The sequence below is a fragment of the Aquimarina algicola genome (assembly GCF_006443095.1).
GTDB classification, from domain to species: Bacteria; Bacteroidota; Bacteroidia; order Flavobacteriales; family Flavobacteriaceae; genus Aquimarina; species Aquimarina algicola.
Map to the genome: position 1 here is coordinate 1,551,703 of NZ_VFWZ01000002.1, position 15,480 is coordinate 1,567,182.

General features: G+C 34.5%; 9 protein-coding genes. All 9 read left to right on the forward strand.

Annotated elements, in window-relative coordinates; translation table 11 throughout:
- The first annotated feature begins 4 nt into the window (after positions 1 to 4).
- The gene (locus FHK87_RS10750; RefSeq protein WP_140592680.1) at positions 5 to 715 is read left to right on the forward strand and encodes a LytR/AlgR family response regulator transcription factor; all 711 of its coding nucleotides are present in this window, start codon (positions 5 to 7) and stop codon (positions 713 to 715) included.
- Between the two features lie 214 nt (positions 716 to 929).
- The gene (locus tag FHK87_RS10755; protein ID WP_140592681.1) at positions 930 to 2,798 is read left to right on the forward strand and encodes a type VI secretion system Vgr family protein; all 1,869 of its coding nucleotides are present in this window, start codon (positions 930 to 932) and stop codon (positions 2,796 to 2,798) included.
- Positions 2,799 to 2,813: 15 nt separating this feature from the next.
- Positions 2,814 to 3,668, forward strand: coding sequence for a hypothetical protein (locus FHK87_RS10760; RefSeq protein ID WP_140592682.1), 855 nt, complete (start codon positions 2,814 to 2,816; stop codon positions 3,666 to 3,668).
- Between the two features lie 4 nt (positions 3,669 to 3,672).
- Positions 3,673 to 6,798 (forward strand): PAAR-like protein, encoded by a 3,126-nt coding sequence (locus FHK87_RS10765; RefSeq protein WP_140592683.1) that lies wholly within the window; start codon positions 3,673 to 3,675, stop codon positions 6,796 to 6,798.
- Positions 6,799 to 6,827: 29 nt separating this feature from the next.
- Positions 6,828 to 7,676, forward strand: coding sequence for a hypothetical protein (locus tag FHK87_RS10770; protein ID WP_140592684.1), 849 nt, complete (start codon positions 6,828 to 6,830; stop codon positions 7,674 to 7,676).
- A gap of 22 nt (positions 7,677 to 7,698) precedes the next feature.
- Complete coding sequence (locus FHK87_RS10775) at positions 7,699 to 8,295, forward strand: hypothetical protein (RefSeq protein WP_140592685.1); 597 nt, start codon at positions 7,699 to 7,701, stop codon at positions 8,293 to 8,295.
- Positions 8,296 to 8,618: 323 nt separating this feature from the next.
- Positions 8,619 to 12,269, forward strand: a complete 3,651-nt coding sequence (locus tag FHK87_RS10780) for a T9SS type A sorting domain-containing protein (RefSeq protein WP_140592686.1) — start codon at positions 8,619 to 8,621, stop codon at positions 12,267 to 12,269.
- Between the two features lie 61 nt (positions 12,270 to 12,330).
- Positions 12,331 to 12,810 (forward strand): hypothetical protein, encoded by a 480-nt coding sequence (locus tag FHK87_RS10785; protein ID WP_140592687.1) that lies wholly within the window; start codon positions 12,331 to 12,333, stop codon positions 12,808 to 12,810.
- Between the two features lie 323 nt (positions 12,811 to 13,133).
- The coding region (locus FHK87_RS10790) for a WD40/YVTN/BNR-like repeat-containing protein (RefSeq protein WP_140592688.1) at positions 13,134 to 15,480 on the forward strand (2,347 nt) is incomplete at its 3' end.

Consider the following 15,480-nt stretch of genomic DNA (forward strand, 5'->3'; position numbering starts at 1 on the left):
AATCATGAATGTATATATAGTAGAAGATGATATATTTCATTTAGAAGACATAAAAATTTCGCTCGAAGAGTTAGGGTATATGTGTGTAGGGAGTACTGGTGATCCGTTTGAAGCTTTAGAGCAAATTAAAGCGCTCAGACCTGACGCTGTAATTCTGGATATTCACCTCAATGGAAGAGAGTCAGGAATAGCACTTGGACAAAGAATAAAGGAGACCTATCAAATACCGATTTTTTTTACAACTTCAGATAAAAATAAAGAAGTTATGATAAAAGCAGCCTCGATTAATCCTGTAGCATATCTTACCAAACCTGTAAGTAAAGATGATCTGCATGCTGCGCTTATTCTTGCTGTGAACACAAATACTACGACAAATGTCGATACTGCTGATGTACCTGTTATCTTTGTAAAAAGCGGAAACAAACTGGTCAAAGTGCCTTTAGAAACCATTCTTTTTGCGCATACAGATTCAAAAAATTATTGTTCTCTAGTTACGTCCGACAATAAAAAATTATCAGTTAGATATTCTATTTTAAAATTAGGCAAACTTTTAAATAATCCAACCTTTGTACAAACGCATCGTTCATATATCGTAAACTGGCAAAAAATAGACTCTTTTCATGAATATGACCAAACTATAGAAATACATGGACATCATGTACCTATTGGTCGTACTTTTAAAGATGAAATTTATAAAAAATTAAAGATTATATAGTTCATTTATTTCGTGTTAAAATACGCTTACAAGATCTTATTCTTTTGATATTTTGAACCTGAGATTTTAGTGTTTTGAAACAAAAAGGCACAAAATTTTAAGCAAAAGTCCTCTGATATCTGTCATTCCTCATCATCTCAAGTATCAATCTTGCCATTAACATTATTTTAATAGTGCTTTAATACTTTGTTTTTAAATAAAAACGAGCACTATCATGGCTACAGACACACAAGTACAAATTTATATAGGGGGAGAGCAGATTACTGCATTTAAGAAATTAACCCTGCATCAAGAGATAGATGCACATCATACTTTTGAATTAGTATGTAGAAAAGACGTTTTAGAATCGATATCTCCAGATGTATTAGGAGAAAGCCTAAATTTTCTGGGGGAGATCTTTTTGCTTAAAATTAGATCTGAAAATGGTTTTTTGGATACCGAAGAGTTAAAATTCAAAGGCCTGGTTACAAATATTAATACTGTCAAAGGTTTTTATCAATCTACGGGAGATTGGGTATATATAAAAGGTAAAGGATGTAGTATCATTGCAGATGATGGACCACATTATGCATCGCACAAGGAGATTAGCCTCTCCGAAATTCTAGAAGAAACTTTTATGGGTTACAATCGATCTGCCCTCGAGCTTCAGTTTAACCCCCAAAAAACAAATGTAATTCAATACAGTGTTCAACAACACGAAAGCGCTTTTGAATATGCAAGTAGATTAGCAGCACAATATGGAGAATGGTTTTATTATAATGGAAGTCAATTAGTTTTTGGAACTCCGGAAAATAAAGATAGTATCACCCTACGATATGGCTATGATCTTTTAGAACTCTCTGTTAATGTAGAAGCTGCACCTAATAGTTTTAATTATTTTACAAACGATTATCTTAATGATACGTATCACGAGGTAAAAACCAAGGAAGTGTCTACAAATGCAAATGGGTACATTCAATTTGCAAATAAAAAAAGTGAAGAGATTTTTCACAAAGAAACGCAAGTATTTGTTAGTTCTCATGATAGTCCTTCGTCTAGATCAGGAATTGATGAAAAAATAGCCTTACAAAAGCGTGCAACAGAAATCAATCAAGTAATAGTAAAAGGAAAAAGTAGCCAGCCCGCAATACAAATTGGCAGTGTTATTAAAATCGAAGGCGAATCCTCATCATACGGAGGATTTAGAATCATAAAAGTAGATCACTCTTGTAATGAAAATGGGAAGTATGAAAATACTTTTGAAGCAGTTACTACAGAAATAGATGCATATCCCAAAACATCAATTAAAGCTTTTCCTAAGAGTAAATCTCAGACAGCAGTCGTTGTTAATAATGCAGACCCAGAAGGTCTAGGTAGAGTTCAAGTACAATACCCTTGGCAAAAGTCTGTGGGAGAAACAACACCATGGGTTCGATTGAGTAGTACAGCGGGTGGACCAGGCCAGGGATTTTATTTTGTCCCCGAAGTTGGAGATGAGGTAATTATGGGGCACGAAGGTGATAATGCAGAGATTCCTATTGTAATGGGAAGTGTATATAATTCATCTTCAGTTCCTGATAGTTTTAAAAGTAGTGACAACCACCTAAAAGCAATAAGAACTCGTAGTGGGAATCAAGTTACACTTAATGATACAGATGGCAGTGTCACTATTAAAGATCCAAGTGGTAATACAATTACTATGGCAGGTAACGGTGAGATTACAATCAACGCTCCAAATAAAATAACATTCTCTTCTACAGATATTGCCATAGAAGCAAGTAATGATGTAACTGTTAATGCAGGTAATACTATATCATCTACAGCAGCTACAGATATTAATTCTTCTGCAGGTGCAAATGTTGCGATCAATGCAGCCAATAATATGAATGCCAAAGCAGGGTCTAAAGCCTCATTAAAAGGTTCAAAAAGTGTATCTGTTTTTGGAAAAAGAGTTTCAATTACAGGTACAATAATGGCCAACATTCAAAGTGGAGCGATTCTTACCCTTGTTACTGCTGGGGTATTGAATGTAACAGGCGCAGCAAGAAACCTTCTTAATGGAGCGAAGGTAAAAATATTGGGTCAAAAGGTCGAGATCAACTAATATGTAATTATGGAAATGCAAATTCTAAATAAAGAATTGACGCTTTCTATACATGAAGATTGTGAATTTTATGACTTCGGTATGATTCAACATACTTCTATGAAAGGAAAGGCAAAAACGATAAAAGATAAATATACGGCAACTATCGAAAAACAATTTTTGAGTAAAGATAGTCGTGGATATCTCTATAATGTAGAAATACGAGATCAAAAACACTCAAATACCGATGAGGTCTTCAAAACTGAAGAAGTGTTTGCATTTCTACTTCAAAAATTAGTTCTATATACAAACAATCATGGTGAGATATCAAGTATTGTAAATTTAAATCAAATCAAAGAAGACTGGTATGATCAAGCCAAAAGCATAAAGCAGAACTATAAACATTTTGTTGCTAATATAGAAGAGACTATAGATAGTCTAGAATTTTTAATACGTAACCCAATAGAGTATATCAATTTTATTAAAAAATCTCAAATTTATAGCTTATTGTTTCCTGATTACTATGATCATAACCTTGAACACAAGATAGAAATTGAACAACAAAAAGTAATAGAAAGGTTTTTTGATACTGTAGCCTTACCATTAGAACTCAAAACAAAACTTTCTGGATTTAATACGATCACAAATGGATTTCAATTGATTAGATCAGGAAGATTAGATAAATATCATTTTGATAAAGAAGGAGCAAGTGAGTTGTTTTCTGATCTATATTCAATTCATGAGTCTGCACTCAATTTTGAAGCGTCATATTTAGAAACATACGATTTGAATTCAAATAATACTACAGACAAGGCAAATACAATGTTAGGAGTAAAAGTCAATGATGTATATCAAGTAAAAGAGGTTTGCAACCTTAGTAAAAGAAAGTAGTATTATGGCAGAAGAACATTTTATACCTAGTAATTCTACAATAGAATGTAGCGGATGTAAAGGAATTTACTCTACAGTAGTGTCTACAATGGCCAATGTATATGTCAAAAAGCAACCTATGGCAATAGAGAGCGATGGGACTTCTGCTCATATTACACCCTTTTGTGGCATTTGTAGCTTTACAAGAATGACCTGTACCCCTGTTCTTACAGGAAAATGGGCAAGTCCTAGAGAGACCATTACAGTTCAAAAAAAAATGCCTCTTATAGAACAAAGTAAAGCATACTGTGCAAATGGCGGGACCATTACCATAGTAGAAAAAACCGATACTCCCGCACCTCCAGAAAATGTTGTTGACAAAGCGCAAGCAAAAATTAATAAAGCGGCAAACTATACGGTTAAAAAAACAACAGAACTCGCACAAAATGCAAAAGTAGCAATGGGTGATCTAGGTGCTAGTGTACAGCAGGCTGCCAGTGTTTTTCAAAATGACAATGTAAGGGATCTCCTTAATAATACTGGAGCTCTGGTAGACAGTTTTGATAGAAAAAAAGCAGAATTAGATACGGCAGTTGGTAATGTCAATATCAGATTAGATAACTTACGTGCAGAATTAAAACAATTACTTACAGGTCAAGAACAAGAATTGCAGGATCTTATGACAGTCAAGAATCCTGAGCAAGAAACAGAAGAAAATAAAAACGCAGAAGAAGATAAGTATCATCAAGAATTTTTTAATGAAGCAAATAGTGAAACGGTTAATGAGTTTTTAAGAGCGATAGAATCAGATATTGATGTGTTGGGAGGAATTCCTCCCGAAGCACTCGAAAAAGATTTTGAGATTACAAGTGTAGATGACTCTTCAGAAAGGTATTTTACCTCTTCATCAGAAGAAGCTACTACAAAAGCTGATGCTACTAATCAAGAAGAAACTCCTACAGTCGAAGCAAAAGATAAAACAAGAGCAGAGCGTTTTTTAGATAATGCAAGAACAGAAAAAGAAAAAGAAGTAGAAATAGCTGAAAAGCATTATAACGAAGCCAATAAAATTCTTGAAGAATACAAACAAAATTTAGGTGATCCGAATCAAAAAAAGCAAGTACTCAAATCAATTGCAGCGTTAAATGGTATTTCGAGATTTTTAAACAAAGAACAAAAAGATGCACTAAAAGAAAAACTGCTTGCCAATCAAAAAGCTCCTAATCCATCAACCAAAGAAACAATTGAGCGCCTGTCATCAAAATTTAAAGAAGAAAAAAAAGAAGACCTCAAAGCATTGATTGAAGAAAAGAGAGAAGGGCTTGATGCCAAAGTCCAGACAGAGATTGATGAAGTCTTAAATGAGATAGGGTATTTAGAAAGAATGCAAAAATACAAGCAGGAATCAGAAGAACTACAGGAAAAATTAGACAAGACTTCTGCTGCTTTGGATGCGATGAGTAATTTTAATGGGTTTATAGATGGCGTAACAGCAAAGTATTTTGGTAGACTTGGAGAAAAGTATCAAAAAGCAATGGATCAGATGGGTAAAAATATGACCCGTCTCAATGATGCTTCAAGAGGCGCTAGTTATGTAACTTCAGGTTTTGCTACCGGAGATGTGGTTACTCAGGCTCCCGATGTAAAAAAAGAAGAACCAAAAACAGAAACACCACCTCCAGTTCTCCCACCTCCTACAAAACCAGAACCAGAAGAACCAGAAGAGTCCAAAGAAGAACCAGAATCAACTGATGAGTGTAGTTTTACAAAAATTAAAGTAATAAAGAATGATGGTCCATATGCTGTACTATATGGAAACGATGAAAAAGATATAATTCAACCCAACAAACATATAAATATTAATCTTCCTAAGCCAATACAGTTTGTGGCAGGAACTACAAAAGAGAGAAGTAAGAAATTAACAATTCAGATTAATGAGCTTAAAAGAACCAATCTTCCTACAGGTAGTATTATTGTTTATCACATAGATGATGATTATAAGCATCATGGGATTCCTGCAAGTGGAGATATTGATTGGGACTTGGATATGATATATAAAGAAAGTCTTTTCCAAGGTCATCGCTTTTTGGCAAATTTTATGGGTTTAATGGATATTGACAAGACAAAATACTCTATACCTTTAAAATTTTGTGGATATGAGACACAAGTTTTGGCAGAAGTATCTCCTGATGCTACGTGGACTTTCCTATTTTCAATAGGTTCTGATGATCCCAGAACCTATAAGCATACAAATCAACCACCAGGTAAAGTATTTAAAAAGCATCAAGATAAGTCAAGAAGGATAGGGCAATTAAATTCAAAAAAAATAAATTTTGGGAATAGAACAGCAACTTTAAAATTTCAATATGGGGTTACCTATGATAATGATACCAAAGGACAAGATTTAAGTTTTTCTTCTAAGCTTACCAAACTTTATAGTGCAAGCGAGAAAATATTTAAGATTGTTGGTGGAGTAGATAAATTTGTTAATCTTATTATCGACAATAACAATAAATTAAGTAAAAAGGCAGGTTATGTATCGATAGCTCCTCCAGCAGTAGGAGTGGCACTAAGTCGTTCAATAAAAAGTAGTAATACACTATATGAAAATGATATAGGACTAACAGGTGAAATTCGATTAGACCCTGTTTTGGCTATTGATTTGCAAGTAGATTTAATAAGAGCAGCATCTAACAAACTTATATTTGTAAGAGGAATTGTTGAACTAGTAGAAGCTATCACAGATAGAGATATTTCTACTGTTCTTTTTATTGAAGCAAAACTACAATTTAATTTTAAACTGATAGGAAAAATAGACGACGATTTAGATTGGTCAATAAGCAATGGTATTGGGGCAATGTTACAAATATCTGCAGGACTTATGCTTGAAGGAAGTTTTTTGGGTATAGAGTACGAAGCAACAATCAAAGGAAGTGCTGCCGGTAGTTTTGACCTTTCTACATCATTGTTGTCTGAAGGTGGGAAAATGTTTTTTGAATCTTCTCTTATGTTCAACGGCATTAATGCAGCTTTTGCTATAGTAGGATCTGTAAAAGGATGGGGTGTAGAAAAAGAATTGTCTTATGAGTATAAAAAGATTGTAGGCAAGTGGGATAACCCTTTTGCAGGTAAGATTCCTATAACTGACTAAAAAAATATTAAACGATTGTATTAATATCTATGAATGCTAAATTTATAAAACCGACATACTTAATTTCTTTGAATTTAGTAAACTGTCAAATAGAAGTAAAGTGTAATGATATTCATTTATTTGAATATAAGAGTAAATCTTCTGCTATGGGTAATGGTATTTCCATTAGTCTGCCAATCAACCATCTTTTATTAAAAAATGAAGCTTTTACCATAAAGGCAAAGGTTTTACCTGTACATGGTAAGGATATTTTGGAGCGATCTTCTTTAGCAAAGTTTGAAATTAGTATGTTGGATTACGTAGCACCCAAAAAAACAATAGTGAAGCTTTTTGAAATAGCTACTCCAGATCAATCCACAGAAAACTCAGAGATAAAACCTGAAATTGACTTAGAAGGGCTCCCCTTTTATGAATTGATAGGAGGGTCAGTGGCCAAAGTATTACCGTTCTCATTAAAAGGGTGGCAAGACTCTGCAGATCTGACAAAAATAGATGCCCAAAAACTTCTCTTGGATAGCTTTAACTTCTATAAGAAAATACAATCATTAATTGATCAAAAAAAAGTGAATGACTATATAGAGTTGACAGCAGAACAAGATGATTTATTACAAAAAGCTTATTATTATGGACCATCCCAAATCGCAAGAGAACGACAACAAGTCGAAGAAATATTCAACGATTCAGGCTTGAGTGTGATTCCTTTTTCGTTTAAAGATGTAGAACTAGAAATTATGGGCAAAGACAATCAGCTATTGAGATTAAAAAGACGAAACGGACAACCAGTCTTATTACTATATGATCCTTTCGAAAAAAAAACAGTAAAACTCGATGTAAAACTTCATAAAACAACATTAAATACTCCCTTGAGTGTTATTTAGATATTATTAAAGCAAATACAAGATGAAATTATTTATTGAAGACACCCTTCAGTCTATTTCTTTACTTGAAGATAAAAAAGATATGAGTTTTTGTCTTGAGCAATTTAAAAACTTATCGCAACATCCAGATTCAGAGATTAAACTTTTTGTATCTGAGATCGATAATTATCTTGCTTGTTTTAGATGGATTAGCGTTGATAACTGGAAAATAGATTGTCCTGTCTCTCTTAATAAAATTCATAAACAGCGATATGCTACTGAAGAAGAATGCATACAATATATAGAACAATTATACCAGGATTCTGATATTGATAATATAGAAGATTGTATAGATGTTCCGATACGACATTTTACACTTGATGAGATGATCGAATTTAAAGAAGAAGATGAAATGATGCTACAAGGGCAAGATCCTTATCAAGATGAATCACAAATGTCATCAACAAACCCAAAAAATAAGAATATAGCAGAACAAAAAGAAAAATCGGATATCAAACCTAAAGAAATAAAGCCCAAAACATCAAAAACAGAACATCCTGATAAGTTAAAGCCTAAAACCGAAAAAGTAACTAAAAGGGATAATTCATCTGTCGATGATAACAGTTTTTTTCAAATTTAGAATAATTAAGTTTTGCACTGAGTCGTGAAGAAAAATTAACCTTATTGCAGCTAAAGGGAAGTTAAAAAGTTGTCTTGTTTTCAAGACAACTTTTTTGTTTAACTCTTTTTGAGTTATAATGACTACTATACTAAATGTGAATAATATTGAAAAAATTGTAAACGCAACGATTTTAGAGAAAATCCTCATATTTAGACATATAGAATCATAAAAGTACAATTCATAAAAATATGTGAAGATGTACTAAATCATCTTAAATTTTAGGAAAAAAGTAATAAAATTTAAGTTATATTTGATAATTATTCACGAATCAGCTTAAAAAAATGAAAAAATTACTATTTTCCCTCAAGCAAACTGCTTGGGCGATTCCTTTGTTAGGAATATCTTTTCTGCACGCCCAGCAGCCTCAACTTACAAACACTAAAAAGACAGGATTTCAAAAGTATAAAGAATCCAAACTTTTTGATAACAACAACACAAAGCGTATGAATGTGGGTGATAATGCACCCGAAAGAAACGCTTATGAGTTTGAAAGACTTAGAAATCCTAACACAAATGCAATTCCTAATGGTATAAGGAATAAAGAGCTTAACTTTTCTAGTAAAATTTCTGAAGGCAATGACTCTAAAAGGTTACTGAATAGCGTTTCAAAATCATCAAAAGCAGGAAGTTTTTCGTATTGGCAGAATAGAGGACCGTTTAATGTAGGTGGTCGAACAAGAGCCTTAGCAATAGATCGCACAAATGAAGATGTTATATTAGCAGGAGGAGTTTCTGGAGGTATGTGGCGTTCTACCGATGCAGGAGCTACATGGACAAAAGTAACCAATAACAGACAATCTCCGAGTGTTACATGTATTGTACAAGATCCAAGACCAGGTAAAGAAAGAATTTGGTATTACGGTTCTGGAGAAGATATCGGTAATTCTGCTAGTGCAGGAGGAGCCTTTTTTGCAGGAACCGGTATATATAAATCTATAAATGGGGGTCGTACATGGCGTTTATTAGAATCTACCAATGATAATGATATACAATCTTTTTCTCCATTTGATGTTGTAAATTCTATTGATATAAATCCTACAAATGGAGATGTATATGTTGGAACATTCAACGGTGTACATAGATCCCAGGATGGAGGAAATTCTTTTCAGGAAGTACTAGCAGGAGGACCGGATAATATTGCAGAAGTTACAATTACAACTACAGGAACGATTTATGCAACAATAGGTTCTGATGGAGAACCAAATGCAGGGTTCTTTACTTCTGCTGATGGAGATACCTGGACAAATATCACTCCGGAATTTTTAACACCAACACTACGAAGAACTGTTATGGGTGTTGATCCATCTAATGAAGATATCGTATATTTTTTCTCACGTAATTTGGATACAGCCTCAGAAGCATTTTTAGTAAAATATGATGCGGGAGCAACTACCCCAGAGGAAATGTACACTGATTTAAGTTCCAACCTACCTACAACTATAGGTGGATCGGTAGGAAATTTAAATCTTCAAACAGGATATAACATGCTCGTTAAGGTTAGTCCTGCTGATCCTAATCTTGTTTTTATAGGAGGAACTAACATTTATAGATCTACAACTGGATTTACAACCCCTGCAGGACAAGAGAGTTGGATAGGAGGATACTCCCCCTTAAATAATGTTTCTGTGTATACAGACCACCATCCTGATCAGCATGCATTTTTGTTTTTCCCTTCAAACCCCAACAGAGTGCTTTCAGGTTGTGATGGAGGTGTATTTGTAACAGAAGATATTACGGCAACAAATCCAGGACCAGAACCTGTAGATTGGGTCTCTTTAAATAACGGATATACAACAACTCAACCGTATCACGTTTCTTTTGATCCAGATGCAAATAGTGATGATTTAGTAGCAGGTTTTCAGGATAATGGGACCTGGTTCACAAATTCTACTGATCAATCAACTCCTTGGACAGAAGATTTTGGAGGAGATGGTTCATATAACGCTATTGCCGATGGTGGAAGAACAAGGTATGTATCTTCTCAAAGAGGAAGGGTTTTTAGACTTAATTTTGATGAGTCAGGAAACGAAATATCTTTCACTAGAGTACAGCCAGCAGAAGCTAGTGGCTTTGGTTTTGTAGCTCCTTTTGTCTTAGATCCTAATAATGACAATATTATGTATATGCCAGCAGGTAATAGAATGTGGAGAAACAATAATTTAGATGAAATACCGCTGTTTTCAAATGCTCCTACCACCGTAAATTGGATTGGCTTGTCAAATACAGATACTCCTCAAGGTAGTAGAATAACTGCACTTGATGTATCTGATTTTCCGGTAGCTAATCGATTATATTACGGTACTAATCAAGGTGGGATTTATAAAATGGATAATGCAAACCTAGACAGTCAAGAAGTAATTAATATTGCTGAAGGTAAAGGCTTGCCAGCTGGTTTTGTAAATGATATTAATGTAGATCCATCAAATTCTGATCGAGTAATTGTTACTTTTTCAAATTATGGAATTATAAGTTTATTTCTTACAGAAAACGGAGGAGATACCTGGACAAATATTAGTGGTAATTTAGAAGAAAATCCTGATGGTTCCGGAAACGGTCCGTCTGTAAGAAGTACAGCTTTCTTTGGAGGAAGCCAAGGATTTTTTGGTACTAGATTACAAAAAGTATATGCCGCAACAAGTACAGGTCTTTATTATGCCAATCGCTTAAATGGATCTGGTACAAGATGGATTAAAGAGCCATTTGCTATTGGTAACGCAGTTACAGATGAAGTAAAAACTAGAAAAGACGGATTTATCGCTCTCTCTGCTCACGGCAATGGGCTTTTTAGTGCTAGATTTCCAATTTTTAATGAGCTACCAGAATCTTCCCTTACTGTCAATTATTTATTAGAGGATATTACAGTTGCATTAAATAGCGGAGTTATTGAACAAGAAGTAGATATCACAGATTTATTTACACAATCCAATGGAAGTGAAGTGGATGTTGAATTTACTAACTCTAACCCTGATTTGGTTACCGCTACTCGTAATGGTAATACAATCTCATTGTCAATTAAGACTGATCAGGTAGGGCAAGCTACTATTGGATTAATCGCAACCTCAAGTGGAGAACAAGTGGCAGAAGGATTTACAGTCTTTGTAAAAGAATTTCCTATTTATGAGCAGAATAATGCAAGTGTAACTGGTATTAACTCGCAGTTTTTTACAGATGCAGGAGCTCTTGTAGAAATGGCTGATGATTTTGTGATTCCTGCAGGAAGCTCATGGGACATCAATAGAATACTTGCTTTTGGAACACAAAATAACTCTGTTGCCTTAGTTGATGCTACAGTTGTGATCTATCAAGATAATGCCGGTGTTCCCGGAGAAGTAGTTTATAATAGTGGCTCTATTGTACCAGATGCAGAGGGTGGAACAAACCTTAATCTCAGTTTACCAGAAGTAGTAACTCTAGAAGGAGGAACATATTGGTTATCTGTATATGCTACTGTTCCATTTGCAACTAGTCGTTGGTTTTGGTCATCACAAGCTGGAGGAATCGGAGCCGACTCTCAATTTAGAGATGAATCTAACTTCTTTGGAATTAATGCTTTCGATTGGCTTACAATTGCACCATTTGTGGGGCAACCAACAATAGATCAGATATTCCAAGTATTTGGGAACGATGGTAGTGGTGTTACAGGTTCAGAAACAGATGAACCTTTAGCACAATTGAACCCAGAAGTTAATGCTAGAGCATATCCAAATCCATCTAATGGGATGTTTAATTTTAACCTAAAAGATGTTGGTTCAAAGCAAAATGAGAAATTTTCGATCAGAATTTATAATATCACAGGTAATTTGGTACATCAAGAATCTGGTGTGAATGCTACAAACCCATCTTGGGATGCATCAAACAGCGCACCGGGTATCTATTTTGTAGAAGTTACCAGTTCGACTACTAATGAGAGATTCAAAATCGTTAGAAAATAAAGTTATTTTTTAGGAAACAAAAAGGAGTTGAGATTTTCAACTCCTTTTTTTAATTTAGAACATGAATAAAGCGATATATTTTTTGGTAGTTATTATCTTGATTTCGTGCAAAACAAACACTGTAGCACAAGGTGAAAAAAAATCTGTGAAAAGCGATATATCAGGGGTTACTACAGAAAAAGTAAAACTCCAAAAAAAGACTTTTTCAAAAGATCAGGAAGCCATAGCTCCTGGTACAATACATCTTGAAGGGTCTGTAATGCTAATTACAGAAAATAAAAGTATTTGTAGTAAAACCTACAAAGCGGCAATTGCTGTAAGAGTTGAGAATATTTTAGCATCCGGCTCCGGTATTGAAAATATGATTTCCTCTGGTCAAGAGGTTATTTTTGGATTCAGAAAATTTATGGCGGATGATTTTAATATTTTAGAAAAGCAATTCGTTAAAAACAAGCGCTTTTTTATTGTGATAGAAGAAGGTCGATGTCGAGATATGAGTGAAGCAGTGTACTTAATTTCAAAAATTGAAGAAATAGAATAATTTCATCCTAAAATTACCTTAATATTAAACAAGGTCAGCACTAAAGAAAATATCTTTCATAAAGAGTTCTAAATATATATCTGGGCAATAAAATATGTTTAAAGAGTTTGTTGCTTGTAGTGATTTGTGGATCATGAACGTTTGTCTGCTTGCATAATGAAAACCTTTTTCTCTTCATTTATAATTGACACTTAGAGTTCAATAGTGTGATGATAAGCAATTCATAGAAATATAAAAATACTTACTGAATTGCCTTAATTTTTAAGAAAATAGTACTAGAAATTAAGTTAAATTTGAGTTATTACTCATAAATCAGCTTAAAAATGAAAAGATTACTATTATTCTGTTCCAAGCCTATGGTTTGGGGAGTAGCTATGTTGGGAGCTATCACTTTCACCAATGCCCAACAACCAATCCAAAGAGGAACTGTAATTCAAAAGACTAGTAAGACTACAACATCAAGCAGTAAGCATCAGGTTTTCAAGAACCAACAAATGTTTGATAGTAAGACAGGGTCAGTAGATTCAAAAGTTAAATTAAGACATCAAACTGATGATGCTGTACAAAGGGCAGCATACGAGTTTATGAGATTACGAAATCCTAATACAGGAAAAATACCTGATGGGATTAGAGAACGAGAACTTAATTTTTCCAGTAAGATTGCAGTAGGAGATGACTCGAAACGATCATTAAAAAGTGTCTCAAAATCTTCAAATGCAAAGCGTTTTTCGTATTGGACAAGTAGAGGTCCTGGAAATGTTGGTGGTAGAACAAGAGCTTTGGCTATTGACCGTACTAATGAGAATGTGCTTCTTGCTGGGGGAGTATCAGGGGGTTTATGGAGATCTGAGAACAGTGGTAAAACGTGGAGAAAAGTAACCAGGCCTTTTCAGAATCCAAGTATTACTGCGATTGTACAAGACCCTAGACCGGGTAAAGGTTTTACATGGTATTATGCTTCTGGAGAAGGTATTGGTAATTCTGCTAATGCAGGTGGAGCCTTTTACCAAGGAAATGGTGTGTATAAATCACAAGATGGTGGACGTACATGGGAACAATTACGTGCCACAGCTAATCAAAATGTAGGCGCTTTCGAATCCGATTTTGATCTTATAAACTCACTTGCTATTAATCCTATCAATGGAGATCTATACGTAGCTACTTTTAATGGGCTTTTCAGATCACAGGATGGAGGAAACTCTTTTGAAGAAGTACTAGAATCTGGTTTTGACAACTTTGTAGAAATAAGTGTCACTACTACAGGAAGGCTTTATGCCACGATAGAGTCTAATGGTGTTCCAAATGCAGGTTTTTTAACTTCTACAGATGGAGAAACCTGGACTAATATTACCCCACCTAATTTTATTGCAAATTATGGGAGAACCAAAGTAGGGATTAATCCATCAAATGAAGATGAAGTATACTTCTTTACATTAGATCGTAGTCCTAGTAATGAGGCAGTATTGTTTAAATATAATGCAGCAGCAGAGACACCTGAGGAAACTTGGGTAAATCTTACTGCTAACCTGCCATTTGTTATTGATAGAAATTTCGGAATTGGAAACTTAAATCTTCAAAGGGGGTATAATATGGTAATAGAGGTACACCCCACACAATCTAATATTGTATTTATCGGAGGTACATGTTTGTATCGATCAACTACCGGATTTACAACTCCTGCCGGAGTAGAGTCTTGGATTGGTGGAAATGGACCTGGGGATGTTGACTTTTTATTGAATACTTTAGGTACGGGTGCTTCTTATACGAATCAACATGCTGATCAACATGCTTTAGTGTTTTATCCGTCTAACCCGAACAGAGCAGTTGCAGGACATGATGGAGGAGTGTCAATGACAGAAGATATCACTGTTGTGAATGATCAGGCAGAACAAGTAACCTGGACTTCTTTAAATAATGGATACATGACAACGCAACCTTATCATGTGGCTTTTGATCCTGAGCCTAATACAGATGATTTGTTAGCAGGATTTCAAGATAACGGTTCATGGTTTACAAATTCAACAAATCCTACAGACGCCTGGCAAGAAGAATTAGGTGCTGATGGTGCGTATAATGCTATTGCTGATAATGGAAGAACACATTATGTATCTTCTCAATTTGGAGGTGTTCGTCGTCTTAATTTTGATGAAGAAGGAAATAGAGTTTCTTTTACTAGTGTAGCACCTGCGGAGGCAGTTGATTTTTTCTTTGTGAATCCATTCGTTTTGGATCCAATCAATGATAATGTGATGTATATGCCTGTTGGCAATACTGTATGGAGAAATAGTAATTTGGATGAAATTCCATTATTTTCTAATAGTAACACTTCTGTTAATTGGACGAATTTATTTTCGTCTGCTGCCCCTGCCGGATCATCAATAACTGCAGTAGATATTTCTAAGTTCCCTGTTGCGAACAGGTTGTACTATGGAACCAATAACGGTGTTGCATTTAGAATGGATAATGCTAATTTAGACAATCAAGAGGCTGTAGATATTACAACCGGAAAAGGATTGCCTACAGGATTCATCAACGATATTAATGTTGATCCTTCTAATTCAGATCGAGTGATCATCACTTTTTCTAATTATGGAATCCCTAGTGTATTTATAACAGAAGATGCTGGAGAAACCTGGACCAATATAAGTGGTAACTTAGAAGAAAATGCAG

Bases quoted from the DNA above. Each gene is read 5' to 3' on its own strand.
- FHK87_RS10775 (WP_140592685.1), top strand. From the start codon at position 7,699: ATGAAATTATTTATTGAAGACACCCTTCAGTCTATTTCTTTACTTGAA.
- FHK87_RS10780 (WP_140592686.1), top strand. From the start codon at position 8,619: ATGAAAAAATTACTATTTTCCCTCAAGCAAACTGCTTGGGCGATTCCT.
- FHK87_RS10760 (WP_140592682.1), top strand. From the start codon at position 2,814: ATGCAAATTCTAAATAAAGAATTGACGCTTTCTATACATGAAGATTGT.
- FHK87_RS10750 (WP_140592680.1), top strand. From the start codon at position 5: ATGAATGTATATATAGTAGAAGATGATATATTTCATTTAGAAGACATA.
- FHK87_RS10770 (WP_140592684.1), top strand. From the start codon at position 6,828: ATGAATGCTAAATTTATAAAACCGACATACTTAATTTCTTTGAATTTA.
- FHK87_RS10785 (WP_140592687.1), top strand. From the start codon at position 12,331: ATGAATAAAGCGATATATTTTTTGGTAGTTATTATCTTGATTTCGTGC.
- FHK87_RS10765 (WP_140592683.1), top strand. From the start codon at position 3,673: ATGGCAGAAGAACATTTTATACCTAGTAATTCTACAATAGAATGTAGC.
- FHK87_RS10755 (WP_140592681.1), top strand. From the start codon at position 930: ATGGCTACAGACACACAAGTACAAATTTATATAGGGGGAGAGCAGATT.